General features: G+C 48.5%; 27 protein-coding genes and 1 tRNA gene. 17 read left to right on the top strand and 11 right to left on the bottom strand.

The genetic code is table 11. The features are described 5' to 3' along the window. Positions 1-142 precede the first annotated feature (142 nt). Together QW520_06200 and QW520_06195 are read right to left on the bottom strand one after the other, a co-directional pair. Positions 143-1,261, bottom strand: coding sequence for a tryptophan--tRNA ligase (locus QW520_06200; GenBank protein ID MEM0449396.1), 1,119 nt, complete (start codon positions 1,259-1,261; stop codon positions 143-145). A gap of 432 nt (positions 1,262-1,693) precedes the next feature. Next, the gene (locus QW520_06195; protein MEM0449395.1) at positions 1,694-2,644 is read right to left on the bottom strand and encodes a TerC family protein; all 951 of its coding nucleotides are present in this window, start codon (positions 2,642-2,644) and stop codon (positions 1,694-1,696) included. Positions 2,645-2,872: 228 nt separating this feature from the next. On the opposite strand from QW520_06195, the gene QW520_06190 reads away from it, so the two are divergent. From QW520_06190 to QW520_06175, 4 genes are all read left to right on the top strand, one after another. Continuing rightward, positions 2,873-3,658 (top strand): ThiF family adenylyltransferase, encoded by a 786-nt coding sequence (locus tag QW520_06190; protein ID MEM0449394.1) that lies wholly within the window; start codon positions 2,873-2,875, stop codon positions 3,656-3,658. 94 nt (positions 3,659-3,752) lie between these two features. Then, a complete protein-coding gene (locus QW520_06185; GenBank protein ID MEM0449393.1) occupies positions 3,753-3,992 on the top strand; it encodes a hypothetical protein in 240 nt (79 codons plus the stop codon). Positions 3,993-3,995: 3 nt separating this feature from the next. After that, entirely contained in the window at positions 3,996-4,505 is a 510-nt protein-coding gene (locus QW520_06180) for a ubiquitin-conjugating enzyme E2 (protein MEM0449392.1), read from the top strand. Then, positions 4,502-5,164: a Mov34/MPN/PAD-1 family protein gene (locus QW520_06175; protein MEM0449391.1), complete on the top strand. Its 663-nt coding sequence runs from the start codon at positions 4,502-4,504 to the stop codon at positions 5,162-5,164. Before QW520_06180 ends, QW520_06175 begins: the two co-directional genes overlap by 4 nt. Here QW520_06175 and hxlB read toward each other — a convergent pair. Next, positions 5,161-5,700 carry a 6-phospho-3-hexuloisomerase gene (gene hxlB, locus QW520_06170; protein ID MEM0449390.1) on the bottom strand — a complete coding sequence of 180 codons (540 nt, stop codon included), beginning with the start codon at positions 5,698-5,700 and terminating at the stop codon, positions 5,161-5,163. The two genes, QW520_06175 and hxlB, sit on opposite strands and share 4 nt — an antisense overlap. After that, a complete protein-coding gene (locus QW520_06165) occupies positions 5,700-6,923 on the bottom strand; it encodes a TIM barrel protein (GenBank protein ID MEM0449389.1) in 1,224 nt (407 codons plus the stop codon). Before QW520_06165 ends, hxlB begins: the two co-directional genes overlap by 1 nt. Positions 6,924-7,153: 230 nt before the next feature. Between QW520_06165 and QW520_06160 the strand changes: the two genes are divergently transcribed. The 5 genes from QW520_06160 to QW520_06140 all read left to right on the top strand — a co-directional run bounded on the left by QW520_06160 (position 7,154) and on the right by QW520_06140 (position 8,648). Further along, positions 7,154-7,516: a 50S ribosomal protein L18e gene (locus QW520_06160; protein ID MEM0449388.1), complete on the top strand. Its 363-nt coding sequence runs from the start codon at positions 7,154-7,156 to the stop codon at positions 7,514-7,516. Positions 7,517-7,521: 5 nt separating this feature from the next. After that, positions 7,522-7,941 (top strand): 50S ribosomal protein L13, encoded by a 420-nt coding sequence (locus QW520_06155; GenBank protein ID MEM0449387.1) that lies wholly within the window; start codon positions 7,522-7,524, stop codon positions 7,939-7,941. Between the two features lie 4 nt (positions 7,942-7,945). After that, a complete protein-coding gene (locus QW520_06150; GenBank protein ID MEM0449386.1) occupies positions 7,946-8,347 on the top strand; it encodes a 30S ribosomal protein S9 in 402 nt (133 codons plus the stop codon). 4 nt (positions 8,348-8,351) lie between these two features. Then, positions 8,352-8,543, top strand: coding sequence for a DNA-directed RNA polymerase subunit N (locus QW520_06145; GenBank protein ID MEM0449385.1), 192 nt, complete (start codon positions 8,352-8,354; stop codon positions 8,541-8,543). Between the two features lie 29 nt (positions 8,544-8,572). Further along, positions 8,573-8,648, top strand: a tRNA-Pro gene (locus QW520_06140). A gap of 111 nt (positions 8,649-8,759) precedes the next feature. Here QW520_06140 and QW520_06135 read toward each other — a convergent pair. Further along, complete coding sequence (locus tag QW520_06135; GenBank protein ID MEM0449384.1) at positions 8,760-9,611, bottom strand: sulfurtransferase; 852 nt, start codon at positions 9,609-9,611, stop codon at positions 8,760-8,762. Between the two features lie 96 nt (positions 9,612-9,707). Between QW520_06135 and QW520_06130 the strand changes: the two genes are divergently transcribed. Together QW520_06130 and QW520_06125 are read left to right on the top strand one after the other, a co-directional pair. Continuing rightward, positions 9,708-10,415, top strand: a complete 708-nt coding sequence (locus QW520_06130; GenBank protein MEM0449383.1) for a 4Fe-4S binding protein — start codon at positions 9,708-9,710, stop codon at positions 10,413-10,415. A 176-nt stretch (positions 10,416-10,591) separates the two neighbouring features. After that, the gene (locus QW520_06125) at positions 10,592-12,325 is read left to right on the top strand and encodes a Vps62-related protein (GenBank protein MEM0449382.1); all 1,734 of its coding nucleotides are present in this window, start codon (positions 10,592-10,594) and stop codon (positions 12,323-12,325) included. Positions 12,326-13,111: 786 nt separating this feature from the next. Here QW520_06125 and QW520_06120 read toward each other — a convergent pair. Then, the gene (locus tag QW520_06120) at positions 13,112-13,528 is read right to left on the bottom strand and encodes a hypothetical protein (GenBank protein ID MEM0449381.1); all 417 of its coding nucleotides are present in this window, start codon (positions 13,526-13,528) and stop codon (positions 13,112-13,114) included. Between the two features lie 212 nt (positions 13,529-13,740). Here QW520_06120 and QW520_06115 point away from each other — a divergent pair, with 212 nt between their 5' ends. Further along, positions 13,741-14,331 (top strand): biotin transporter BioY, encoded by a 591-nt coding sequence (locus QW520_06115; GenBank protein ID MEM0449380.1) that lies wholly within the window; start codon positions 13,741-13,743, stop codon positions 14,329-14,331. Positions 14,332-14,566: 235 nt separating this feature from the next. On the opposite strand, the gene folP is transcribed toward QW520_06115, so the two are convergent. Genes folP through larA form a run of 3 tightly spaced genes read right to left on the bottom strand, consistent with a single transcriptional unit; the run spans position 14,567 to position 18,093 of the window. After that, on the bottom strand, positions 14,567-15,739 hold the full coding sequence (folP, locus tag QW520_06110; GenBank protein ID MEM0449379.1) for a dihydropteroate synthase: 1,173 nt from the start codon (positions 15,737-15,739) through the stop codon (positions 14,567-14,569). Then, a complete protein-coding gene (locus QW520_06105) occupies positions 15,736-16,851 on the bottom strand; it encodes a (Fe-S)-binding protein (protein ID MEM0449378.1) in 1,116 nt (371 codons plus the stop codon). Before QW520_06105 ends, folP begins: the two co-directional genes overlap by 4 nt. A gap of 3 nt (positions 16,852-16,854) precedes the next feature. Continuing rightward, positions 16,855-18,093 (bottom strand): nickel-dependent lactate racemase, encoded by a 1,239-nt coding sequence (gene larA, locus QW520_06100; protein MEM0449377.1) that lies wholly within the window; start codon positions 18,091-18,093, stop codon positions 16,855-16,857. Positions 18,094-18,233: 140 nt separating this feature from the next. On the opposite strand from larA, the gene thiL reads away from it, so the two are divergent. Continuing rightward, a complete protein-coding gene (thiL, locus tag QW520_06095; GenBank protein MEM0449376.1) occupies positions 18,234-19,217 on the top strand; it encodes a thiamine-phosphate kinase in 984 nt (327 codons plus the stop codon). Continuing rightward, positions 19,189-20,211: an AmmeMemoRadiSam system radical SAM enzyme gene (gene amrS, locus QW520_06090; GenBank protein ID MEM0449375.1), complete on the top strand. Its 1,023-nt coding sequence runs from the start codon at positions 19,189-19,191 to the stop codon at positions 20,209-20,211. The genes thiL and amrS overlap by 29 nt, the downstream gene beginning before the upstream one ends. Positions 20,212-20,213: 2 nt before the next feature. Here the strand turns inward: amrS and QW520_06085 are convergent, their stop codons facing one another. Further along, positions 20,214-21,098: an A24 family peptidase C-terminal domain-containing protein gene (locus QW520_06085; protein ID MEM0449374.1), complete on the bottom strand. Its 885-nt coding sequence runs from the start codon at positions 21,096-21,098 to the stop codon at positions 20,214-20,216. 134 nt (positions 21,099-21,232) lie between these two features. Here QW520_06085 and QW520_06080 point away from each other — a divergent pair, with 134 nt between their 5' ends. Next, complete coding sequence (locus QW520_06080; GenBank protein ID MEM0449373.1) at positions 21,233-22,777, top strand: mechanosensitive ion channel; 1,545 nt, start codon at positions 21,233-21,235, stop codon at positions 22,775-22,777. 4 nt (positions 22,778-22,781) lie between these two features. Here the strand turns inward: QW520_06080 and QW520_06075 are convergent, their stop codons facing one another. Continuing rightward, complete coding sequence (locus QW520_06075) at positions 22,782-23,822, bottom strand: radical SAM protein (protein ID MEM0449372.1); 1,041 nt, start codon at positions 23,820-23,822, stop codon at positions 22,782-22,784. Positions 23,823-23,926: 104 nt separating this feature from the next. Here QW520_06075 and QW520_06070 point away from each other — a divergent pair, with 104 nt between their 5' ends. Both QW520_06070 and QW520_06065 read left to right on the top strand, forming a co-directional pair. Next, positions 23,927-24,427 (top strand): nitroreductase family protein, encoded by a 501-nt coding sequence (locus tag QW520_06070; protein ID MEM0449371.1) that lies wholly within the window; start codon positions 23,927-23,929, stop codon positions 24,425-24,427. 98 nt (positions 24,428-24,525) lie between these two features. Further along, the coding region (locus tag QW520_06065) for an MFS transporter (protein MEM0449370.1) at positions 24,526-25,772 on the top strand (1,247 nt) is incomplete at its 3' end.

Raw genomic sequence — 25,772 nt, 5'->3', positions numbered from 1 at the left:
GTTTCTGAAAATCGACTGAGTTCTTGATTTTATTATTTTCATCGAGCCAATATTTGAAAGATCTGTCAAAAATGAGAATGATGTTAGCATATGGTAAGGACCAGGGCAGTGAACAATCAAAATGACTCGTTCCAATTAATTATCACGGGCATTTCATCAGGAAATCATCCAATTTAGCTCGAGCTTCATCCCTACGTTTTTGATGCTCTTCGAGGAAACGCAGAAGGCGATCGGTGAGCAACTTCTTACACTCCCCACAAAGCACCTCCCCGTTCCGACATCGGAAGGCCAGATCATCCAAGGCCTTATCGTCTGGTTCGAATAAGTAATATTGATATTTGAATACAGCGCAGACTTCTGGCTTTCCTCCTGTCTTTCTTTGCTCCTCAGCACTTACTGCGCCGCCAGTGAATGCATTGCTTACTTTCTTCTTTACAATCTTTGGCGTATCTGTAGTATAGATGGTGCTCTCAGGAATCGAAGATGACATCTTATCTCCGCCGCTAAGGCCAGGAAACATCTTGGTGTGCAGAAGAGCAGGTTTATAGAAGCCTAAGCTCTCAGCCACATCCCTGGTCACGCGGAAGTGTGGATCCTGATCGATACCGCATGGTATGAGTACAGGTACATTCTTACCTTCAAGAATTGTAGGCAAAAAGCAAGGAGCGGACTGAATTGAAGTGAAGAATATAGACCCTATATTGGTTGAGTTGTCGAACCCAAAGACCGCCCGGGCGGTGGAAAATGTAACCTTCTTTGCCACCTTCAGAGCAAGTGGGTAGAGAGTCTTGATGCAATCTGTGTCAATTATTATTTTGGTCTTCTTAGAATCGAAACCTAAAGCAATCACATCTAGGGCGTTATCCAGGGCTCTGACTTTGGTCTCTTCTAGAGTTAATGACTCATTAAAAAGGAATTTCTCATCATCCGTCATCTGAAAATAGAGGGGGGCGTCAAAGATGTCCTGAAGATATTTACAAAAAATCCAGGGCATGAGGTGTCCTAGATGAGTGTTTCCCGAGGGGCCTCTGCCCGTGTACAGGCTGAACTTTACCCCCTTATCATATAGGTCTAAGAGCCACTCTACATCACGCTGAGAATACACCACTCCTCTCCTTAGCATCGGATGCAGCGGGCCATAGCGTGCTAACCTATCTAGTAGTGCTTCATCGACTTTTTTTGTGCCAAAGCGTTGAATCAACTGATCGTAGTCTATCTCTCCAGACACTTGCCAGGGGGTGACTACGAAATCTCCTTCCATGATGCACCGTGGCGCTGCAATTGCATGGATGCTAATGAACCTTTCCGATAACTGGATTGTTTCGTATGCAAAAATAAAAAAATAACTTCAGCCAGCTCTTTGCTGTGGTATAAAAGAGGTCTATAATTCCTTATTTCAACTTTAAAGGGAATTTTAAATGCAATATAGCCGATTCAACGTCTCATAAAGCGAATCCTTCTCCTCCCCAGCAGATCTAATGATACCTCGACTGGTAAATGATATCATTGAGTTCATTTCGCACCACCATTGGTCATTGACTCTCTTTGTTATATGGCTGTGCAAAAAACATTTCACCATTTTATTCGCGCTTAAAATCTCCCTATGTGTAGGGAGAGATTGAGCATCTACCAATATGTTAATTCTACTGAGCCAAACGAACGAAATTAAATTGGTTTCATGTTTTCGATTTTCCTATCTTTGTTCTGGCACAAAGCAGGTGTCCCTTCCTCTATTCTTATAGAGTGACGCACCGATAGTGATTCCGAGAACAATCCCTATGACAGCTAATGAAGCCACTACAGGGATATGCACCACTCCCGAGATTAGCATCTTGACGCCTACGAAGCTAAGAATTACCGCTAAGCCATATTTTAGATAGCAGAAAGCAGTGATGGCGGACGACAATGCAAAGAAAAGTGACCTGAGGCCCAGGATGGCGAAGGCGTTCGAAGTGTAGACTATGAAGGAATCAGTCGTTATGGCCAAGATGGCTGGGATAGAATCGAGAGCGAAGACGATATCTGTCGATTCGACGAAAATAAGAGTCACCAGCAGAGGGGTTGCGGTTATCGTCCCTGTTCCAGCCAGGCGCACCCAGAACTTATCCCCATGATAATCATCGGTCACCGGGAATAATTTACTGAACCCACGCACTGCCAAGTTCTTCTTAGGATCGATTTTCTTGTCGTGCCCAAAAGCCATCCTGATGGCAGTTACCACCAGAAAGCCGCCGAATAGATAGATGACCCAAGAGAACTGCTCTAATAGGGCAACACCAACCATGATGAAGATGCCACGAAAGACCAAAGCTCCGAGAATGCCCCAAAATAGGACTTTATGCAAGCAGAATTTTGGGGTGCAAAAGTAACCAAAAACCAATATGAATACGAATAGATTATCCACGCTCAGGCTAAGCTCTATAATATAGCCAGTGGAGAATTCTAAGCCTTTTTCCGTTCCCATAGTGATAAAAACAAGCGCATTGAAGGCGATGGCCAAGGATATCCAGAAGGCGCTTAGTTTCACTGCTTCCTTAACACCTATCTCATGGGCCTTGCGATTGAAGACAAAAAGGTCAAGGGCCAGCATAGATAGGATGAAGATGAAAAAACCTATCCAGAAAAGATTCATGTCCTCGATCAAAGTAAATCACCATCTGCTCTGCTCCCGCAGAGCGTCCAGTGGAAGGATGAGAACCAACCGAGATCTAGTTTCATTGTGGGGTTAAAAAACTACCGAATATTTAGGTCAATAGGTTGCCTAAGAAGCAAAAATAGTTAGACATTTTGAGAGCAGTGATTTTTCATTGATTATCAATTCCGATTTACCATTCCATTTTCATTATATTGTGATGAGATTTGACACAATTCGATGAGTTACGTAATCACACCAAATATATTAAATGAGGATAGGCACGACCGTACTCGGCGAGTTGGCTGGATCGATTTGGATAAGGTAATGGGAAGTAGGATTCTAGTAGTCGGAGCTGGCGCCTTAGGGAATGAGGTGTTGAAAAATCTGTTGCTTGCGGGTGTGCGCCATATAACCGTGGTGGACATGGATAAGGTGGTGCGCTCCAATCTCAACAGATGTCTTTTCTTCGATGAAAAAGATGCCCTATTGGGGAAGCCAAAAGCATTGGTCCTAGCCGAAAAGGCTGGGCAATTAGATTCTGAAGCAAGAGTGAAAGGGATAGTCTCAAGAATAGAGGAAATTCCTGAGAGGCTGTTCCAGGAAATCGATTTGGTCTTAGGGTGCCTGGATAACATCGCAGCACGCCTGCATGTCAATGCTTTTTGCTATCACTATTCTAGACCTCTGGTCGATGGGGGGACTCTAGGGACCTCAGGCAAGGTCCAGGTTGCTCTGCCACCATCAGATCCTTGCCTTCAGTGCTCTATGAATCGCAGCCATTATCGTGTGCTCGAAAGACGCTACAGCTGCACTGGTGCGGATACGAACTATTTCGAGCCAAAGTTGGCAGCTGAAATAACTACCACCAGCATCATAGCTGCCATTCAGGTCCGAGAGGCTCTCAAGATAATCAGCGGAAAAGCGGACTCCTGCCTTCGTCATATGTTCTTATACAACGGCCTGACGAATGCCTGCATAGAAGTGGAGGTGGAGCTTGATCCTCAATGCCAACTCCATAATTAATTCTGCAAGGCGAGGACTCGAGATTATCAAGAGAATTAACTGTGATGCGAAGGTTTTTTGAAAGGCTCGACGCTCGAATCCATCGTGATACTGAATGTCCGTACGAGTCAGAGTAAGAAATGCTGAGACGGGCAGCACCGTTGATATGGAGCTGGAGGAGGAAAATACTATCCAGGAGATAATAGAAGGAGCTGCAGGATATTGGGAAAAGGACGCTGGCGCTTACGTATTACGCAGGGGTAAGAAGCTTCTTAGAGGACAGCAAACGGTGCTTGAGGCTGGAATATGCAATTCAGACGATTTGGAGCTCATCCCTGACCCAGAAGGCGGTTGATGGATGCCTTTACCCCGCGAAGTACTCGTATCCAGGCTGAAGAATGAGCTGGCTATTTGCCAGAGATGTCTCAAACACCCCATTGAGATAGAAGAAAACGCCTTCTCCACATTCCCTTTGGAGATTGAGATGCTCTTAGTGCAAATACCAGGTTATGAGCTTATTAATGGCCAAATCAGGAAAAGGTATCATCATCGCTTTTCGCTGACAATAACAGCCGATTACCCCTTCCAGAAGCCTCAGGTCACTTGGCTTACTCCCATCTTTCATCCCAATATAATGATGCCAGAAGATGGGGGCTTCCTTTGCAATAAACTACTTGACGAGTGGAGTTTTAATTCTACTTTGCTTATGTTCATCAAGGGCATCGAGTATCTTCTGCTCAACCCCAATCCATCAAGCCCATTCGGAACTGAAACGTGCACCCTTGCAGCCGAATATTTCAACCGAACCCGAAAAACTGGGGGGCCATTGATCTCAGTACCTTTGCCAAAAGTCGTGAGGGAGGTATGACGCCACCACAAATCCTTAGAGCGATCGAGCCTTGCCTTAGGCAGCGAGAGCCGCCCCCGCCAGAGAGGTGCACCGCTCATAAATGGTTGAATGAGAAGGCGCGGGAGGAGTATGCAAAGGTAGGTCCGGGTAGATATGAATTGTATCTCTCGAAACTGGCGGAGGAGAAGATACGCAATCATGCTTCAGCCGCGGCCTCGCAGAGGCTTGAAGTGATGGGACTCCTGCTAGGTAACGTATTCACATGGAATGATGTACAATATTCTATTGTAAGAGATGTGGCCACAACCGATTTGGATTCCTCCTCAGTTAGAGTTAGATTCTCGCGGGATGGGATGGAAAGACTTTTCGCCTACCTCGAGGAGGCAGGCTTCAAGTATGTGATCGTTGGTTGGTATCACTCTCATCCAGGTCATAGATGTTTTCTTTCCCCCACTGATGTCGAGACCCAGAAAGGATTGTTCAACAAGAGATTCCATTCCGCCATTGTAATCGATCCTATAAATAAGGAGATCGAGTCCTTTTTCATCGAAAATGGAAAAGTTCGCTCACGCCCCTTCGCTGTATATTGGGACGAATATCAAAATCCATATTTCGGCGAGACTGTGAGGAGGAAAAAATTAGCCGATGTTGACAAGGGTAAAAAGGATGGCAATTAGACCCATATGGCATGACGCTTGCGCAAAGATGCCTCTGATTGATTCAGCTTCTGCATCAACAAAGGTACTAAGGAATCCAAATAGATAAGGCTGGCCACTTCGAAAATAGTGCCAAGTGGAGCTAATTTGGACCTCTCCTCCTTGCGGCAGGGCTGAATTTCGACAATGATTCTCGCCGTCCTCCCTAATTTTGATTGCTGATTGGAGGTTATTACCACGACCTCTGCACCAATCCTACCTACAATATTGGCTGTCTGGACGGCGGACATCGTCTCCCCTGTATTCGAGATGACCAATAACAGATCCTCTTTCTGCACTATGGGAGTCGTGGTATCACCTATGAAATGGACATCCAGACCCATTTGGACAAGACGCACGCCAAAAGCTTTGCCGACAAGTCCTGACCTTCCCACTCCGTAAATGAATACTACCCTCGCTCCTAATATAGCATCGCACACTTTCTCAGATAATGCTGGGTCTACCTTTTCTAAAGATTCCTTTACCTCAGAGATTATAAAATTGGAGGCTTCCTTCATCACTCATCCTCTTCGTAATCAATCTCGACCTGCTTGGCAATCTTTTTGGAGGGTTTTAAGTTGGCACTTGTGGGTTTTTTCTCTTTATCTCTGCCAGGCTCCTTGGATTGTTGTTTCTTCTCGGCCTTCCCTTTCTCAGTCTTTTCCGTCTTCTTGAGCTTCTGTTCCTCTTGCTCGGCGCCTTTCTCCTCTTCTTGCTGCTCCGAGCGCTTTGCCTTTACTTCCTTCGCCACCTTCTTGGTAAGCACACGTTCATAGATTACCTTCATATACATGGCATCGTGCTCAAGAAGAGGTGAGGAGGAGATGATTGTTACATTAGGATTAGCCTCCACCAGATATTCAGCCAATGGCTCGAACCTAAGATCCCCTTTCTTGATGGGCGTAATCCTTTTCTCATTCCCTGCCTCATGCTCAACTCCTGAGAAATGCGTGTAATATTGAGACCCTACGTAGCTCTTGCATCTATCGAAGAATTCAGCGAAGTCGCTAGGCTCTCTTAAAATTCCATTCTCACGCGCATGGTAATGAGCGAAATTCATAACCGGGACCAGACCTTTTATATCGTCACATAGCTCTAAAACTTCTTCCAAGGAACCCCAGACCTCCTGGCGACCAGATATCTCCACTCCTAACCTAGGTTTGATCTTGTTCTCATCCCACCAATTGATGATCTTCTCCAAGTTGTCCCTTACATTTTGGTTCGCAGCTTTTTGGGATAGTTTTCCATACAAACCTATGTGAGTCGCCACCAGCACGCCATTCATCTGGTCCGTCATCATTCCTGCCCATCTTATGGAGTCCATGCTCTTCTTGGTCAAATCGCTGTTGGAAACAAGGTCCATGTAATATGGAGTATGCATGGAGAGCTCGACGTCCAACTCTTGCCCCATGATGCCGAGTTCACGAAGCTCTTGGAAGTTCTGCACCAAACCCGAAGCCAATGTGACTAGAGTATCATCCTCCCTGATCTCCTCATTTAGATCAGTTATGACCATATCCTTCTTTCCTTTCCGACGAAGGATCTCCACTACGAGATCGCCTTCGATTTGGAGAGGTGTAAGGCCCACTTCCTCCTCGTCTGGAACTCTTTCCATCACATTGACGCGGACCATTTGTACCTCCATAGCATTGAGTCCGAGGTTGTGAACGTCCTCGATCCCATCCTTCAACGTCCGACCCTTGCAAGAAAGAGGAATGCCAGCTGGCCCGAAGCGAATCATCAAGTCACCTGAGCGGTAATCCCTAGTAATCAGGTACTTGTATATATAATGCCTCACAGAAACTAGCCAGATATGGAGTTCTAGTTCGCATGGGCATTAATGTGATAGTTGCTATCCCTACCCCAGACCGTATCCTGGCCATGATGCCTTGTGGTAGTGGATGCGTAGCAAAGCTTTATAAAAGAGGTTCCTATTAGACCGCTTTACCCAATGTCGGGAGAGTCAGAACTATGACGTTCAGGAAGAAAACGGACCCGAACCTAGTCGCCCTCGTGGAGTCATTGAAGGCGACCTCAAGGGAGAAGGGTGCCGCAGTCTGGCGAGACATTGCTCTAAGATTGGAGAGACCTAGGAAGAATTGGGCCGAGGTTAATCTGAGCAAGTTAGAGCGATATGCAAATGAAGGCGACATAATCGTGGTGCCGGGGAAGGTGTTGGGAGCAGGGACCATCAGCAAGAAGCTGACGGTAGCTGCTTATAAGTTCTCGGATTCGGCAGCCAAGAAGATAGAGGAAGCCGGCGGCAGGAAGCTCACCATACCTGAGCTTATGAGGGAGGCTCCTAGCGGCCGGGACGTCAGGATAATGGGGTGAGATGCATGGCTACAGTCATTGATGCTGAAGGGCAAATCCTAGGAAGACTTTGCACCAATGTCGCCAAAAAAATCCTCAACGGCGAAGAGGTAGTAGTGGTCAACGCCGAGAAGGCCATCGTCACGGGCAATAAGAATGACATCTTTGCCCGATACAAGCAAAAGAAGGACCGTGGTAAGGTCATCCATGGCCCCTTCTATCCACGCCGAGCTGATCTTATCCTAAAGAGAACGGTGCGGGGCATGCTTCCGTGGGACAGGGCAAAGGGACGCGCCGCGTATCGTCTACTTAAAGTATACGTGGGCATTCCTAAAGAGCTGGAATCCGCAGAGAAAGTGAAACTAATGGAGGCTGCTGAGCTGAGCCGAGAGCGCTATGTCACTCTGAGCGAGGTCTCTGCATATCTTGGCTCCAAGGTGAGGTGAAAAGATGGCCGAAGTAGCCAATACGAGTGGTAAGAGGAAGACGGCCGTGGCCAGAGCGTCCGTCAAGGAAGGGACTGGCAAGGTGAGGATAAATTCCAAGCCTGTAGAGATATGGACCCCAGAGCTGGCCAGGCTAAAGATCATGGAGCCGCTTATGCTGGCGCCTGAAAGGGCATTAAAGGTTGATATCGATGTCTCGGTGCATGGCGGAGGCGTTATGGGACAGGCTGAGGCCGTAAGGACCGCCATCGCTCGAGGTCTGGTGGAGTTCTTCAAAGATGAAGATCTGGAGAAGATGTTCAAGCAGCAGGATAGGACTCTTGTAGTATCAGATGCGAGAAGAAAGCTGCCCAAGAAACCACTAGGCCGCGGTGCGCGAAAGAAGCGCCAGAAGTCATATAGGTGAGAGAATGATCATCCCCGTGCGATGCTTCACTTGCGGAAAGGTCATAGGGTCATCCTATCAGACTTTCGTTAAAAGAGTGCAGTTAGGAGAAGACCCCCAGACCGTGCTGGATGATCTTGGCCTGACAAGATACTGTTGCCGGAGAATGATAGTCTCGCACTCTGACCTTATTGACGAGATCCTTCCTCTGGGTTGAAACCTTTTTCATTGTCAATTTATTAATGTGGGTCTGTGGGGTAGCTTGGTATCCTTCCAGCTTGGGGTGCTGGTGACTCCGGTTCAAATCCGGACAGACCCACCACTAGGCATATCCAGTAAAATTGTGCATTGCTTCAATTTAGGTCATTTTCAATTCTGACTAGATTCTGCTAGATTCTATTTTTAAGACGTGCATGAGACCACCTCTTCTTCCTCATCGCGGCCTAAACCCAATCACCGTTTCATTCTCTTCATATCTGCACCACTCAGTAAATGAACCCTCAAAAAGCCTTACTCGGGGATAGCCTAAAAGCCATCTCAGCACGACGAGTTGTGCCGCCGCTTTGCGGCCAGTACCGCAATGACATATGATCTCTTTTTCTGGAACTACTCTTGATTGGGAAAAGATCTCGATGATTTCTTCTTTAGGCCGAAGCAGCGCAAGGTTGTGTGGTTGAAAGGAACTCGACCATGGAATGTTTATAGACCCCGGTATATGCCCCTTCTTAGACCAGACAGATTCACCCTCATACTGCTCTCCAGATCTAGAATCTATGTGAATTACATCTTCACCATCTTTTCTTGAAATGAACTCTACATAAGTCATAGGAAGACTGGTGTCAATCATCGGTCTGAAATCACCCTTTTTTATTTTAGGTAGTGTTTGAGTAGTTTGACCACCGTTCTTAAGCCACTCATCCAATCCTCCATCCAATATCAAGACTTTCTTATGCCCATAACGGACAAGGGAATAAGCTATCATGCTTTGGGGAACACCATCTCCTGTAGGGACCGCGGGTTTTATGCTGGTGTATACAACCACCGGTATGTCATTGCTCAAACCTAATTGAGAGAATATCTTGGCCGCCATCTGCCCCTCTAGCCATCGATGAGGAATGCTGTCTTGCATAATTCTCAGGTTCTCTTCCGCTAGGTAAGCTGCGCCGGGAATGTGCCTACGTACATAGTCATGCACATTAGGCTGACAATCAATGATTTTCAACTCTTCGTCCAAATTATCCATCAACCACTTGCTAGAAACCCATTCTATTCTGCGATCTTCCATTTCATCCCCTCAAATCAGTCCCCATGGTTAATCATAGCCCTTCACTCATCTTGCCATCTTTACAATTAAATATCAAGGGACCTAAATCTTCTTGCGGTGCAAGAATTGGTGAGAAGGAAAATAATAGAGATTAATGAGGGAAAGTGCAATGGTTGCGGCAGATGTGTAATAGCATGCGCTGAAGGAGCTATTGAAATTATCCATGGAAAGGCCAAGGTCGTGAGTGATGTGTTATGCGATGGTCTAGGTGCTTGTATAGAGAATTGTCCTGAAGGTGCTTTGTACATCATAGAGCGTGAGGCCAAGCCATTCGATGAGAAAAGCGTCAAACACAGACACGAAAGCATGAAAAGGACCCCATGCCCTGGCTCTACTCCCTTAACTATTTCTCCAGAGGAGATGCGATTTTGCGCCGACAGACAGGGTGCACAGCTCTCAAATTGGCCTATTCAGCTCGATTTGGCTCATCCTGATGCCCTATACTTTAAAAACACAAGATTGCTGTTAGCTGCCGACTGTAGCGCTTTCGCATATGCAGCCATGCATCCAGACTTCATTCAAGGGCGAGCCACAATCATCTACTGTCCCAAACTTTCAGATGTAGAAAATGGAGCATCCAAATTGAGTCAAATATTGGCACATAACGATATAAAGGATGTTAAAGTGGTGCGAATGAAGGTGCCCTGCTGCGGTGGCCTAATCACTATCGTCAAAAAAGCCGTGGAGCGGTCTGGCAAGAATGTGCCTTTGGATGAGGTTGTCATCGATATTGATGGCACTTTGATTAAAGGAAATGCGAATTGAGTGCACAAAATCACCAGTAACTACATACAAAATAAATGCGGATGAGGCGAGCGAATCCTACTGAACTCATCCATATGAGTTGTTTCATAATCAATCGTTGCTATTCCATTCAAAACATGTTTTGCAGTAAGAGAATATTTATTCGCCAATAATAGCATGACCTGCGGGGGGTCGTGATGTCCCACACATTCAGGATCATGGTTGCGACATTCATTTTGTTCTCTGTCATTATGCTGCCCTTGTGCACCGTGGATGTGGCTAGAGCCGCAGAGGATGGGGATGGCATAGGTGAGGACCAAGAAAGGGAGCTCATGCAGAGATTCGCTCCGATTTACTATTTCCATAAAGACGAAAGAGTGTTCCCCGTGAAAGTGGAATACTTCCTCAGCAATTGCAATCTTAATGCCAGCGTAGGAAACAGCTCGATCTTGATCAAATCACCACCCTTGACGGCCGCGGACTTGCAGTCATTTAACGACCCTTCAGGGAACTACTATCTCGATGACCTCACAGGGACGATACATGACACTAAGGCGATAGAAAAATATGAGCAAGAAAAAGAAAGACTGAATTACACCATCTATTGCCATGTCAGCCGTAGTGGTGATTACTTTTTGGTTCAGTACTGGACCTTCTACGTCTTCAACCAAGGGACTTACAATAATCACGAGGGAGACTGGGAGATGGTTGAGGTGGTGCTGGATGCCGTGAGTTTACAACCGATATTTGCGGCCTATAGCCAGCATAACTACGGTCAGAGAGGGGATTGGTCTTTGATCGAAAAGGAGGGGGAACACCTCAAAGTGTACGTGGCCAAAGGGTCTCATGCTAATTATTTACGCTACTGGCAGGGTTTCTTGGAGTTCGCTCGGGACGAAGTAGGGCAGAATGGCAAAATCCTCCGTCCAGATGATTCCAGATATGAGCTCATACTTTTAGGTGATAAGGGAGTGGGCAATAGGCCTGCGGAACAGGGATGGATCGATTTCGCTGGCGCCTGGGGCGAATGGGGTAATGTGGCAGACGGATTCATGGGCAGGAGAGGACCTCCAGGCCCAGGATTCAGAGAGGATGGGGGCATGTGGGAGGGGCTATCCTGGGGACAGAGCCGCAGCGAGGTGACGGAGCAATTCTTAGCCATTTCCCTTCCTTTCTACTATTTCGTATGGATATACCTGGCCGTGATCGCCATACCATTTGTCGCCTATGTGGCCTTGGCCATGCGCAAGATAAAGAGGAATCACATACAACCACCTTTCATAAGGCTCTTCGATTTCAAAGGCAAGAGCTACCGGTCGATTGGGAATATGCTGGCTCTGATAGGATTAGTCGTAGGTTTGGTTTCCGCTTTCTTCCCCTATTACACGGCAGAGCTCAATGCTGACTATGCTGATTTCCAGACAGGTGGTTGGATCACCATGGTATCGGTAAGCGGTTCCACAGGCCTGCAGATAAACGCGTTGGACCCCAAAGGAGGGTTGATGCAGGTAGGTTCGCTTCCCATCCCCTTTGGCCTCCTGGTTATCATCAGCTTGATGACTTTCTGTTTCTCATTGGTTGCCGTGAGCCGAAAGAAAGCGGCGCGCAAGTACGCTGCGAGAGGGGTTAATCTCCTGCTTCCCCTAATTATCACATTTCTGATAGTGATTTCACTCGGGTCCATCCTTATGGCTCTGCCCAGTTCGGCGCCAGTGCAAATGACCCCTGATGTAGAAGTGATTACCCAGGCTATGGCCTCCAATCCTTTGGGCGGCGAAGAAACGCTAAATTTCCCGGGTTATGGATATGCCTCCTTGCGCTGGTCCATAGGAATAGGCGCTTTTCTTATGGCCTTGGCTGGAATCTTGCTCATAATTGGTGGAGTATTCCAACTGTTGGATAAGGAGAAGCCAATGAATGTAGGCCGGTGAGACCATTGAACAATAAAATAATTGGATGCATAATGCATGATGTGTCATCCTTGCGCGTTGGCTTTTTACTCTTACTTGCACCGATTTAAGCCTGAGGTAAAATTGGATCCATCCAAACACCTAAAATTTCTTCCCCTCTTGTAATTTCGTCATATCACTGATAATAAAAAGCCTCTGGGAAAGAAGATCATCACTTTTTCGCATAGCATGCAAAGATCTGGCCTGTGGTGAAAAATGCTCTAATTGAAAATCCATATGGGTTGATAGTGAGCCGTAAAGGCGTATTCCACAAAATCTAGTTCTGGAGACGCCACTAAGTTACCGTCCTTTTCCAATAATAGGATGCAACCCAAGCAAAGGGAAGCATTTCCAACGCCAGTTCCTATGATCACGTTGTCGCGAATGTGTCCAAAAGAAGACAAGTTCCACTGCTACACAGAGACGCCATCGAGCCTTTCGGAACGCCTTTTGCCAGGTATACGATATCCGATTCATCCATTAGGCCATAAATGCTGAAAAAAGCTAAGCAGAGTTCTACGAAGCGAGAACCTTTTGTCCTCTATTCTCGAAGTAATATGCGATCTCCCTGAGGTGCTTGCCCCCACTAAAACGAGTCAGTGTGAGCAAGGGAGGACCAAGCCCAAAGATGCTCTCCCTTTATCTCTTAATGCCTGATAGTTGAGGTTTATCGAACTTTTATTTTCTATGCTTTTGTCACCGAGGAGATACTAGGCAGGTCATGAGGATTTTGTTGCCTTCATCAATCGATTGAACTGTTGCCGATGATCAGAAGTCTTCTTTTTCCTTTTTAGCCTTATACTGTTCCTCCACCCAACGGAAGTAATCGCTGCGATGCGCCCTTCTCCAGGCATAGTCGTCCTCCTCCACATCAGCTGATATTATGATAGCGCATCTTTGCTCCTCACCCCCGAATTCCATAACCGGGAACTTGATTGATTTGTTCACCCGCTGGACATAACTGCGCATGAACTCCACATCCTCCTTCCCGTATTTCGGAGGAAGTTGGACAGTGAAAGTGTTGACCTCGCGTACTGCATCGAAGTGATAGCGCACCTCCGCATCCGCTAGCATGCTGACGAAACGGTCGCCCTCCTTCCTGCGTTTGGAGAGCTCCACCATGCGCTTCACCCAAACATCCCCTATCGATGGTAATACTGTTTCCTCGCCCAAAACCTTCCACATGATGAGACGAATCAAGAGGGGAATACAAAAGCTTTGCACGCAGGTTCGCTTCATATTTTAGGCAAGGGATATCCTTTCGTCGAAAGAGCACGTTAGGAGTTTGTGACGTACGATTAGAGAGCGAGATTTCTAAAATTCTGTCATGAGAGTTAGCTGATGGGCCGTGTTGTCATGATAATGTTTATCATAAGGAGGCGCATTATCGGTTTCCGATGCCATCCTTGTGGGCCTTCGAAAGACGTAGAAATCTATACGCTAACCATTTGTTCGAATGGCGTGAAAAAGCAGGATTCGTAGAGCTATTGGTAGTAAGTCTCTTTTTCGTCGCCTTGATGGGATTAGCCGCCCAGCTGCGCATCTATCTTCCTTTCACTCCCGTTCCTTTCACCGGACAAGTGCTAGTGGTTTTGGTGGCAGGTTTCATATTGGGTAGATTCGGCGTGGTAAGCACGGGTACATATCTCGTCCTCGGCTCGATAATGGGCTGGTTCAGTGCCGGAAGTGGTATATCTGCATTGACTGGTTTGACGGCAGGATACCTCTTCGGTTTTCTGGCAGCCACGATCATTATAGGTGAATTCGCTCAGAGACGCAGAGAATGGTCCTTCATGCAGATCTTAGGATTGATGATCCTAGGTGAGGCAATCATATTGATCATGGGTTCTTGGTGGTTAAGCGCTCTTCTAGGGATTAACCTGATTAAAGCTGTCTATATAGGAATCCTGCCTTTCCTAGCGGTGGATGCGCTCAAGGTGATTATCGCCTCCTCCATCGTATATGGGATTACGCCCAGGCCGACATAAGGAAAAGCGTACATAGGAAAAGGAAATTCATCGTAGAGAGAAAGGCTGCGAAATTTTCCTTTGGAGAGGAATTTGGCTGGAGCGGGACTTTTCGCGCCCCAAGCCAATTTTTTTATCTTCTAAATTTCGGATCCACTCATGCCAGCCTTGCACTACTTAGGCTTAGCGATTTTATTCCCATGCCATCTTAATCGAGCATCATGATGATCTCGAATTTGATTTCGCTCTGATGCACTCAACCATACGAATCGGCCCTTCTGACTGCGTCGATCATCTTGGCCACCATGACTGTTTCCTTCACGTCATGAGCACGGATGATGTCAGCCCCATGCATCATGGCTACGGTGGCGATGGCCAGGCTTCCCTCCTTACGATCCTTGGGCTCTACTCCAAGCACCTTACCGATGAAACTCTTGCGAGAGGCGCCTAGCAATATGGGCCGGCCTAGGCAGCGTAATTCACGCAATCGCATCACTATTTGCAGATTGTGGTTCAAATCCTTTCCAAAACCGATGCCAGGATCTATGACCATGGCATCCTCTCTGACACCTATTGCCCTGGCTGCCTGCATTCTCTCCTTCAGAAACAGCGATATGTCACCGATTACATCCACATATCTAGGGTCATCCTGCATGCTCTCAGGCTGGCCTTGCATGTGCATCAAAACTACCCCCGCCCGCGCATCGGCCACAACCTCAGCCATTCTCGCATCCCTCAGCCCTTCCACATCATTTATTATGCTGGCCCCGGCCTCCAGAGCTGCTTTAGCTACCTGATGACGCCTGGTGTCCACAGAGATTGGTACACGGAGGCGGTCCACCAGTTCCTCCACCACCGGCAGCACCCTCTTCATTTCTTCCTCCAGAGTCACCATCTTAGCATAGGGACGAGTGCTCTCTCCTCCCACATCGATTATCGAGGCCCCCTCCGCTTCCATCTCTAGTGCCCTGCGCACCGCGTCCTCTTTACTTAGGTACAGACCGCCGTCAGAGAAGGAGTCAGGGGTGACGTTTAATATCCCCATCACCAACGGAGCGCTGAGTTCCAGTTCACCACCTGCAAATTTCCATAGCTTGGGTTTGGGTGATAGATAATGAGACAATGAATCCCACAAAGGACGAAGTCGGTCCTCTACGGGAGAAAGGCAAGATGGATTCTGAAGCACCCCATGCTCGAATACCAGCATCGCCCTTTCTAGACCACCAGCAGAGAACCTGAAGGCATCTCCTCCAAGCTCTTCCACAACGCAAGAAAGGGAGTCCAAGTCAGCCGCGTCCCTGCTCTCCACGAAGAAGAAGCTCAGAGCATATAGATCTATTTCCGATTCAGCCACATCTGGGAGGCCGAGCCTCTTCCATTCCCTCTTCGCCTCCTCGATATTAGAATAGTTGCGCAAGCGAACGATCATGTCCTCTCCTCGACCAATGGCTCCAGGAACTCCATAAGATCCAGGACCTGGGTGCGGCTGGCGCAGAGATCTCTTCCTCTGCTGAGATTGTTCACGCAAAAAGGACAAGTGGTTGTCAAAACGTCCGCGAAGCTTGCTTCCTTCATTCTCTGAGCGGCTATCTGCTCTGATAATTCTGGGAAAGCCGATCGCACCCCTCCGCCACCACCGCAGCATCGTGCTGTCTCTCTATGTCTTTGCATCTCTATTACTTCCGCTTTTGGGATCCGGGCTAAAATTCTCCTTGGAGCGTCATACACTCCCATGTGACGACCGAGATGACAAGGGTCGTGGTAAGTCAGCTTGCCCTGAAAAGGCCTAATTTTCACGTCTCTCTCAGCTAGGAACTCAGTCACATGCTTCACTTTGAAATCTACCTTAACGTGCCGAGGATACTCCTCTTTGAACATTCGGTAGCAGCCAGCACACGAGAACACCACCTCATTCACACCTCTGGCGGTAATCCCTTCCACGTTCCTCTCCATCACAGCCTTGATTTCATCTCCGCTGAGACCGATACGTTGTAGCACGCTACCACAGCATCCAGCGTCGGTGACCACGAACCTCTCTTTCATCTTCCTAAGTATTGATGTGGTGGCGAGGGCGATGTTGGTGTTACGATATGCTGCGGTGCAGCCTGCAAAATACCCCAGCTCAGCTCCTCTATCTCCCTCCCCGATGATCTCCTGGACACGCCTGCTCTCAGAATAGGGATTGCCGAAATTCCTAACGTTCTGTATCACCCGCTGGTGTGGAGGCAATACTTTGCCACTGGCTATCAGAGCCCTCCGGGCGCTCTCTACAATATCCACCACTTCTATGCCTGAGGGACAGCGACGCTCGCACTCCTTGCAGGTGGTACATTGATACAAACTCTTCATCACGCTTGCATCAGAGTCTATCTCTCTCATGAGGAGGCCGTAGGATAGGATTATCCTTCCCCTCGCGACACTGGTGTCCCAGCCTATTCCCTCGTAAGTAGGGCAAACGGATTTGCAGAAGCCGCAATAGGTGCAAGTCATCATGGCCTTCTGCAATCTCCGCAGATTCTCTGTGTCATCTACTCCATTCATATGTCACACCGCTCTGGGCACCACCACACTCCCGTCGAATATCACCGTCACCCTGGCTTCTCCATTCCGTGATAGAGCATCGTCAAGGGCTTCTTGGACGCTGTGGAAAGGCTCTAATCTTATCCTCCTCAGGGCATCATCTGCCAAGGATGTGACGGCACATATCCTTGCACGCTTGCCCATGTCAGCCATTTTGACCGCTTTATGATCTCCTAGACAATATTCCGTTTCTACCTTGCTACGGAGGTGGTCGGCGTCAATCGCCTTAGAGAGAAGATGATAGAACCTTTCCTCCCCTATGCCTTGACGGCATTTGGATACCAAAATCAATGCTCCTCCATCCTTGAGGATGTTGCTGGCATTCTCCATCGCCTTCTGAGATTGATACAGATCGACATCCATTGGATAAGATGCTATTGAGATTACTATATCGGCTTTTGCCTTGGCTTTCACCACGAATACGTCATCCGCCCACTGGACGGCCCGCGCGAAAGAAGCATTTACCTCTCCGAACGCGGCCCTGTAGATCGAGTGATGCCTGTCGAGCACTGCTTGTAATCCAAGTATGGTCTTATCCTGGAGGGCGTTCAAGCAGTCCATCATGTCCTCGTGGACAGGGTTCCCCTGGAGGACAAGGGACTTGGCCTGAGGGCGCAATGCCAAACGATGGTTTTGCTCGATCGTGGCGTAGGCACATACCCCTGGCAGGATAGACTTACGCCCTCCTGTGTACCCCGCGAAATAATGCGGCTCAACACTGGTCATTATCAAGATGCGGTCATGCTCCTTGACCAGTTCATTCACTCTTATCTCTGTTCCTTCACGCGAGGTGACGAGGTGATAGGTTGGGGAGAGGCGGCAATCATGGATGTGTATCGAGCCTTGCAGGGAACTAAGGAACCTGCCAAAGATCATTTCCATCTCATCTTTAGTCGGTGCCCTATGAGCCCCAGTGGCGACAAGGAATGTGGCTTTCGACAAGCGAACCCGTCTGCTGAGCACCTCCAGCATTTTCGCGGTGGGAGTGGGACGAGTCCCATCATTAACTATTATTAAAACATCCCCTTTATCGAAGAAATCCTCTATCAGCGGAGCGGAGATGGGATGGTCCAGTGCATGCTCCAGCTCCACCAGGTCTTCTGCTGAGTCCACCTGATTGGGCCTGATGACCTCCAAGAGATTCTCATCTGGTATTGATAGAGTTTGGACCTCATCTTTTCCGAAAGGTATCTCAAGACGCATGCGATGTTTTTCGAGGAAAGAGGCCCGCGCTATTGAATCTTTCCCAGCATCTTCTATTAGAATTGCCTAGGAATTATCATCGCCGAGCGCAGGTCTGTAATGATATATCTTGAATATAGACATCTCATCTCGGGTGAGCGATGACATTACTTTCAGAGATAGGAGAGAAGGCTGCCGTGCGAAGGATTCAAGAAATCATAGCCCGAAGAGGTGGCAGGAGCAATATCGGGCCTGGTGATGATGCGGCTGCCATCGAGGTGGGAGATGCTTATGTAGTGATTACCACGGATCTGATAGCTCAGAGTACGCATATTGTTCCCGGAATGAGTCCATGGCAGATCGGCTGGAGTTTAGCGGCCATCAATTTTAGCGATGTGGCTGCCATGGGCGCCAAGCCCTTGGGACTGTTGGTCTCCATGGGCCTCACTCCAGATATGCAATGGGAGACGTTGGATGAAATCCTGGAAGGTATATTGGATTGCTGCGCGCGCATCAATACCGAGCTACTGGGAGGAGATACCAAGGAGACCAAAGAATTGACCATGGTCGGCACGGCTCTGGGCAGGGTGGAAAAAAATAGAATATTATTGCGCAAAGGGGCCTCTCCTGGTGACCTCTTGGCCATCACCGGAAGCGTTGGTCTGGCCGCAGCCGGCTATCAATCTCTGCGCAAGGGTTTGGGATTCAGAATGGCAGAGAAGGCATTGCTCGAGCCTCAGCCTAGAGTAGAGGAGGGCATGATGCTCTCATCCTCACAGGTTGTCACATCCTGCATGGACGTCTCAGACGGCCTTGCCTCCTCGGTATACGCTCTATCCGAAAGCAGCGGTGTTTCTTTCGTTTTGGAGCATGAGGAGATACCAGTGGAAGAAATGGTGCTGGAGATAGCTGAGGCGGTGGGCATGGACGCTAATGAGCTTGCATTATATTTCGGTGGTGACTACCAACTTCTTTTCACCATAAAGCCAGAGGGACTAGGGAAGCTACGTTCGCTAATGGGTGAGAAGTTCTCCGTGATCGGGAGGGCAATACCGAAAAGCTCCGATAATGTTATAGCCCGGGGGCGTGACATAGTTAAGCTAGAGAACAGAGGCTATGAGCATTTCCGCAAAGACAGGCGTTGAGGCTCGGTTTTGGACTTTGAAAGGAGAGATAGTGGAGTGTCAGCTATGTCCTCATCACTGCCATATAAAGAACGGGGGCGTGGGGATCTGCGGAGTGCGCCAAAACCGTGCTGGAAGATTGTACTCGCTGATCTATGGCAAGGCCTCCTCAGTGCATGTGGATCCTATGGAGAAGAAGCCGCTCTTCCATTTCCTGCCAGGAGAAATGGTGCTTTCCTTAGGCAGCATCGGTTGCAATCTTAAATGCGCCCATTGCCAGAACTATACCATCTCTCAGGCCCGATTCGGCTCTATTTACTTACAGGATATAAATTGCGAGGACGTGATAAGATGGGCTAAGGAGAGCCGCACCAATGCTGTAGCCCTCACCTATAACGAGCCGACCATCTGGCATGAATTCGCCTACGATCTCTTCCTTCTTTGTCGTGAGAAAGGTTTAAAGACCATCTATGTGACGAACGGATTCATCGAGGAGGAGCCGCTCAAAGAGATAGCACCGTTACTTGATGCCATGAATATCGATGTGAAGGGCTTTAGAGAGGATTTCTATCGTGATGTATGCAAGGCCAGATTGGCGCCTGTGTTGGCCGCTTGCGAGCTCTCATATCGCCTGGGAGTGCATATCGAGTTGACCTACTTGATCATACCTAAGAGGAACGACCAGGAGGCAGAGATCAGGGATTTCTGCCGCTGGGTGGCCATGAAGCTGGATCCCAAGGTACCTGTCCACTTCACCCGCTTCCATCCTGATTACAGGATGCTGGACCTGCCCTCGACACCCATGAGCACGATGCAGACGGCCTTTAGAATTGGAAAGGAAGAAGGGCTGAAATTCGTGTATCTGGGAAATGTGTGGTCAGAAGAGGAGGACACACGGTGCCCTAAATGCGGTACCTTGAATATTAAGCGCGACGGGTATGCCGTTCGGAAGCTAGCGGTGAAGGACGGAAGATGCTCCAGCTGCGGCCAGGACCTCTATATGGTGGAGAAGTGAACTCAATATAAGAGGGCCAATACAGGGTTGCCCAGGACTGCAGAGGCTATGATTCCTGCGGTTATGAAGAGGAGGAAGGGGATCTTTGGAGTTACCCATATCCTTCTCGCACCAAATATTTCCAATTCTTCCAAAATCTTCTCGTTATCCTCATCATCTCTAGGGAAGAAGGTGAATTTGATCTCACCCTCCACAATTCTTTCCATGGGCCACACGAACTTTCTCTTGGCCTCTCTTATGTTGATACGATATCCAAGAAACATGGCGGGGAATGTGATATCGCGTTTAGCGATATTGTAAACGAACAGGCCTAAGGGCACTATCAAAGAGATAATGGCAGCATTGAAGAGCACCAGCAAAGAGAAAGGGAAAAGGAGAGCCACTATTTCATTAGTGAACTGAAGGAGAGGAAATTCTCCTATGACAGGATATGCGGGAAACATGAGGGACAGAGCGATCAAGGCCTTGGCATCTGCCCCTCCTTTTATTACATCAATCTGGTACATGAACATCAGCAAGAGGAACATCACCAGAACGCTAAGAAGCTGCCAAAAAAGGATGTTGTTCATGAAAGTAACAAAAAGGTATGCCAAGGAAACGAGTGCGGCCACATAGAATAGCAGAGGCACTGGATTAATGCCCTCTTCAAATATGCCTTTGCGCTCCCAAAAGATGTCGAAAAATACCACACCCAAAGGCACCACGAACAGCAATAAACGCGAGTCGACATTAAGGATTACTATCTGATAGATTATCAGCCCCAAGCCCACGCACCCTAGGAAAAGCCAGTAAAGGTCAGATGCTAGTCTTGTCCTCCAATCAGAGTATGACGCCGCCGCCATCACGACCAATGCCACTATCAGGCGCGATAGGTCCAGCCATTCCATGCCCCGCTAATCCATGCCTACTTTTATAATCGTTCCGTCATGAGTTCTTTCTGCTGCCACCCCCACTCGCGCATAATTAAATATTTTTATACATCCCATGCATTGGCCCCCTGCATCTGAGGGAGGTTGCAACAGTGACCAGCCCCATGCGCATAGTGACTTTGTCATTGATACTGATGATCGTTCTGGTACCCTTGGTCTCAATCGCTTCAGCGCAGCCTCAGAACGTTTTTGATGTGGACACATACACGCGCAGGATAGCTGGAGGTGGGGAAGCATCGTATAAATGGGTAGTCTTCAATAATGGCACATCTCCCCTCTTGGTTAGGCCTTCGGCGATCAACCCCCTGCCTGAGGACCTTAAGATCTCTTTTACTCCTTCCTTCACCACATTGGCCCCAGGAGAGTCAAGCACTCTTCTGATGACTGTAATAACCAATCCCAATATGGCAGATGCCAATATCACCTTGCAAGTCAAATTCACGGCCACCCCCATGGACGATCCGGAGGATTATAGCGAGGTGTTGCGCAGCGCTATACTCATCGTCGATTCTAATCTTGGTAATGTCGGTGTCAATGCCATTTTCGGCATTTGGCCCAATCCTCTGCCACCACCATTAGATGGAAATTGGGGAGCATTTTTGGTGACCATCATGGGGTGGATCCTCATAGCGCTATTCTTTGCCTTCGTCCTCGACCCCTTGGTCCACCGTATAACGCGAAGAACTACCACTAAGCTTGATGACATAGTGCTCAAGATAATTCGGGCTCCGTTGTTCATATTCATATTGAGCTACGGGGCAGTAGTTTCCTTGGAGATTCTGAATATAGACCGTGACCTGGTGGCGGAGATCGAGGCGGCTTATAAGGTCATACTTGTACTACTAGTGGTCTGGGTCGTATATAAGGTGTATAAAGAGATAGTGCTTTACTACGCAAAGGAATATGCCAAGAAGACGGAAACGGAGATAGATGATGTCGTGGTCCCTTTGATGGAGAAGATTGGGCTCATAATCATTCCTACCATAGGCCTCATGACCATACTCTCCATGTTCGGTTATGATCTGACTGCCCTGCTGGCGGGCGTAGGATTCTTGGGCATTGTGGTAGGTTTCGCCGCTCAATCCACCCTTGCCAATTTCTTTGCTGGGTTGCAGCTTTTGGCCGATAGGCCCTTCAAAGTCGGTGATATCCTTCGCCTGGAGGGGGGAAGTCAACTGGTAGTTAAGCATATCGGCATGAGAGCCACCAAGCTCTACAACCCTGACACCGATGAGCTGGTGGTGATACCTAACAATGAGATCGCCAACAAGCAGATAATCAATATGGTGGAGCCAACGCGCACTTTGCGCATAATCATAAACGTCGGAGTGGCCTATGGCTCTGACGTGGAGAAGGTCATGACCGTGATGCGCCAGACAGCCTTGGACCTTCCTAACACCTTGAAAGATCCAGAGCACTTGCCAGTGGTGCGTTTCTCAGACTTCGGGGACAGCTCCTTGAACTTCAGGATATTCATCTGGGTGGACGACGTGAGCAATCGCTTCAAAGTGGCATCTGAGTACAGGCAGGAGCTTAATCGCAGGTTCGCTCAGGAAGGCATTGAGATACCTTTCCCGCAGAGAGTTGTAACCATAAAATACGATAAGAGCGTGCAACCCTCTGAACGCAAAGGTTGAAGCTTCACACCAACTTCAGCCCTAATTCCAGAGCTTGGCGCATGGCAGCCTGGTAATCTTCCGGCTTTACGCGGCATAGCAGCTCTGGATAGAGATGAGCCAGATGCATTGGGCGATACTGATCCATGATATTCACCAAGGCCTCAGGCAGATTCTCCGACAACCACTGCAGGATGGGGAAGGTGCAGCACTCTAGATGACCTGGCAGCATCAGATGCCTAACCAAGACATCTGCTCGCTTGGACGCCAGGAGATGATTGCAAGTAACCACTCTGAAATAATCATCTACCTTGGAGTACCGTTTGGCACAATCATCATTCCCATATTTCAGGTCGGCAAGGAAGAGGTCCATAGTGCCCTCCAGGAGACTCATGGACTCCTTGCTCATGTACATGTTGGAATTCCATATCTGAGGAAGATTGCAGCGTGTCTCCTTCAAAACCTCCAATACGTATGCTAGATTCGGAGTTGGCTCTCCCCCCACCCAGTTCACGTTCAAGGCCCGATCATCCCATTCCCTCACCAAAGAGATCTTGAACCCCGCGCGGCCCACCTCGCTTAAATTCTCCAACCGCCTTGCCATCAGCTCTGCAGGTATGTGTTTGCCAGCGGTAGGATGGGTGGAGATATCGCAGTTCTGGCAGAAGACGCATTCGAAATTGCAGCCAGCAAAGAAGATGGTATAAGATGGTACCAAAGGAGCCTCCTCACCATAATGCATAAAATGGCTGGCGATGTGCGCATCCAATACCCCACATTTACCAGAGGCACCCGAAGCGCGATCTACTCCACAGCGCCTTTCGCACAGATTACATTCCTTCAACATCCTTTTAGCGATGGCTAGCTTCAGGTCCAGCAAGTTTTGTTCTTGCCTTGTATCAGTGGGCTTGCTCCTAAGAGCTTTGGAGTGTGCCTTCCAAAGGTCCTCTAAAGGCATATCCTTATCGAAGGGGGCAGGGATCGCCAAGGCTCTATGGAATGACGGGGGGTTGTGCCCTCTTATGATCGCATAATAATGCCTTAGCGGCTCCTTGATATGTTTCATCAATGCTTGGTTAATACGGCAGCAGATTAATCCTTTGCTGAGGAAGTGATTATAAAGATAAGCAAGAATAATCAACAGGTAGAGAATAAGCAGGAGATGGAAGAATGGAGGTCATGACCGCTATCCAAAAGAGGAGAAGCATCAGAAAGTATAAGGCGAAGGAGATACCGAAGGATTTGCTGTTGGAGATATTGGAGGCAGCTAGGCTGGCACCTTCCGGAGCTAACCGGCAGCCCTGGCAATTGATAGTGGTCACGGACCCAGAGAGGCGAAGGGGTCTAGTTCCGATCTGCAAGGACCAGAAATTCATAGCTGATGCTTCTGCTTTCATAGCCGGTGTAGATGATCCAGCGCAGAAATGGGCGAGGGTGGATGTGGCTATCGCCATGGAGCATATAGCTTTGGCAGCGGTGGAGAAAGGGCTTGGGACGTGCTACATTGGGGCCTTCGACGGCGAGAAATTGGCTTCGTATCTAGGGGTTCCTAAACCCTATGTGATTACTGTAGGAATGGCCTTGGGATATCCAGATGAGACCCCTGAGGCTAGGAGCCGCAAGCCCTTGGCAGAGCTGGTCCATTGGGAAAGATTCGGAGGAGGACCATAGAAATCGAGCGCCAAGGATTTTAATCGCCAAACGGATTCGACGTTGGGCATTGTTTTAGCCTTTCCAGCCCCTCAACCAGGAAAGAGCCGAGGTGAGGAATGTCCAATACTAATAGTGGAGAGGGGCGATGGAGGGATTACCACAACATTTGGTTAGTCCTTTTCTTATCCTGGACACTACTCTACGCGGACAGGGCCATCACTGGACCGGTCGTCTCCTGGATGATCGCGAATCAAGTGGGATTCATGCTCGAAGCACCGATGCCTCACGCCATTGGAGGCATAATAGGCTCCATGTTCTTCGCTGGATACATGCTGACGCAGTTCCCCGCGGGTCATTTAGGGGATAGGTATGGGCATCGGGTCCTGATCTTCATCAGCGTTCTATGGTCTGGTATCGCAACTCTGTTGAACGGCTTAGTAAAGAGTTTGAATTCTTTCGTAGCCTTGCGTATAATTACAGGCCTGGGAGAAGGTGCCTACTATTCTAATGATCGTGCCATCATTTGCCAGGTAACTCCAGAAAAGAGCCGGGGATTGGGGTTGGGCATAGTCTTCACCGGCCTTGCCCTTGGTATGACCCTGGCTTTCGTGCTGACACCTATGATAATCCAAGCAGGAGAGCAGATGTTGGGTGAAGAGGCTGCCTGGTCCCTGCCATTCATCATCTTCGCCTTCCCTACCCTCATAATGTCCTTTGTGCTATGGAAAGTCTTCGCCATTCCTTCATCTGACATATTGGCTGCAGGCAAAAGGATGGTCTCATGGGCTGTCGTCTTCCTAATGGTGCTGATGGGGGTATACCTGGCATCGGCGGAGCTAGGGCTTGGAGCGGTATCCCAAGCTATCCTAGTATTAACGGCCGCGATGGCGCTTATCGCTTTCATTTATTCAAGCAGAGGATTTGTTAAATCCAAAGCGCTCAAGGATAGGAAACTAGTGATGGTTTATCTATCCGCCATTCCTCTTCTTTATACCCTTTGGTTCTTCGGTTTCTGGGCGCTGCTTGTGGTTGCCGAGGCATCAAATATGGGGTTGCCAGGTGCTGCCTTGTATGCAGCGCTCTTCGGTTTGGCTAGCGGCATCGGCTATCCCTTGGGAGGAAAACTGTGCGATTGCTTTGGAGCTAATAGAAGGAGAGCTGTCTACATCCTGCTATGCCTTAGCGTTGTCCTCGCCATAATTGCGATCGCTTGGTTGGTCCAAGGCGAATCTCCGCATCCCCTGGCCCTAGGAGTGCTGCTATTCATAATGGGAGTGCTATTCGCCGCGTCCCAGACCGCCAATATGGCTCTTACCGCCGATCTCTCCCCAGCTGAGGAAAGAGGGAGCTCATTTGGCATGTG

The sequence above is a fragment of the Methanomassiliicoccales archaeon genome (assembly GCA_038740345.1).
In the GTDB taxonomy this organism is placed as follows: Archaea; Thermoplasmatota; Thermoplasmata; order Methanomassiliicoccales; family UBA472; genus JAJRAN01.
The sequence above is the reverse complement of the archived record's forward strand: the minus strand, read 5'-3'. Positions and strand labels throughout refer to the sequence as shown.

Excerpts from the sequence above, each read along its gene's own strand:
- QW520_06200 (MEM0449396.1), bottom strand. The coding sequence starts at position 1,261 with ATGGAAGGAGATTTCGTAGTCACCCCCTGGCAAGTGTCTGGAGAGATA.
- QW520_06190 (MEM0449394.1), top strand. The coding sequence starts at position 2,873 with ATGAGTTACGTAATCACACCAAATATATTAAATGAGGATAGGCACGAC.
- QW520_06185 (MEM0449393.1), top strand. The coding sequence starts at position 3,753 with ATGTCCGTACGAGTCAGAGTAAGAAATGCTGAGACGGGCAGCACCGTT.
- QW520_06180 (MEM0449392.1), top strand. The coding sequence starts at position 3,996 with ATGCCTTTACCCCGCGAAGTACTCGTATCCAGGCTGAAGAATGAGCTG.
- QW520_06175 (MEM0449391.1), top strand. The coding sequence starts at position 4,502 with ATGACGCCACCACAAATCCTTAGAGCGATCGAGCCTTGCCTTAGGCAG.
- hxlB (MEM0449390.1), bottom strand. The coding sequence starts at position 5,700 with ATGAAGGAAGCCTCCAATTTTATAATCTCTGAGGTAAAGGAATCTTTA.
- QW520_06165 (MEM0449389.1), bottom strand. The coding sequence starts at position 6,923 with ATGATTCGCTTCGGGCCAGCTGGCATTCCTCTTTCTTGCAAGGGTCGG.
- QW520_06160 (MEM0449388.1), top strand. The coding sequence starts at position 7,154 with ATGACGTTCAGGAAGAAAACGGACCCGAACCTAGTCGCCCTCGTGGAG.
- QW520_06155 (MEM0449387.1), top strand. The coding sequence starts at position 7,522 with ATGGCTACAGTCATTGATGCTGAAGGGCAAATCCTAGGAAGACTTTGC.
- QW520_06150 (MEM0449386.1), top strand. The coding sequence starts at position 7,946 with ATGGCCGAAGTAGCCAATACGAGTGGTAAGAGGAAGACGGCCGTGGCC.
- QW520_06145 (MEM0449385.1), top strand. The coding sequence starts at position 8,352 with ATGATCATCCCCGTGCGATGCTTCACTTGCGGAAAGGTCATAGGGTCA.
- QW520_06135 (MEM0449384.1), bottom strand. The coding sequence starts at position 9,611 with ATGGAAGATCGCAGAATAGAATGGGTTTCTAGCAAGTGGTTGATGGAT.
- QW520_06125 (MEM0449382.1), top strand. The coding sequence starts at position 10,592 with ATGTCCCACACATTCAGGATCATGGTTGCGACATTCATTTTGTTCTCT.
- QW520_06120 (MEM0449381.1), bottom strand. The coding sequence starts at position 13,528 with ATGTGGAAGGTTTTGGGCGAGGAAACAGTATTACCATCGATAGGGGAT.
- QW520_06115 (MEM0449380.1), top strand. The coding sequence starts at position 13,741 with ATGCCATCCTTGTGGGCCTTCGAAAGACGTAGAAATCTATACGCTAAC.
- folP (MEM0449379.1), bottom strand. The coding sequence starts at position 15,739 with ATGATCGTTCGCTTGCGCAACTATTCTAATATCGAGGAGGCGAAGAGG.
- QW520_06105 (MEM0449378.1), bottom strand. The coding sequence starts at position 16,851 with ATGAATGGAGTAGATGACACAGAGAATCTGCGGAGATTGCAGAAGGCC.
- larA (MEM0449377.1), bottom strand. The coding sequence starts at position 18,093 with ATGCGTCTTGAGATACCTTTCGGAAAAGATGAGGTCCAAACTCTATCA.
- thiL (MEM0449376.1), top strand. The coding sequence starts at position 18,234 with ATGACATTACTTTCAGAGATAGGAGAGAAGGCTGCCGTGCGAAGGATT.
- amrS (MEM0449375.1), top strand. The coding sequence starts at position 19,189 with ATGAGCATTTCCGCAAAGACAGGCGTTGAGGCTCGGTTTTGGACTTTG.
- QW520_06085 (MEM0449374.1), bottom strand. The coding sequence starts at position 21,098 with ATGGAATGGCTGGACCTATCGCGCCTGATAGTGGCATTGGTCGTGATG.
- QW520_06075 (MEM0449372.1), bottom strand. The coding sequence starts at position 23,822 with ATGAAACATATCAAGGAGCCGCTAAGGCATTATTATGCGATCATAAGA.
- QW520_06070 (MEM0449371.1), top strand. The coding sequence starts at position 23,927 with ATGGAGGTCATGACCGCTATCCAAAAGAGGAGAAGCATCAGAAAGTAT.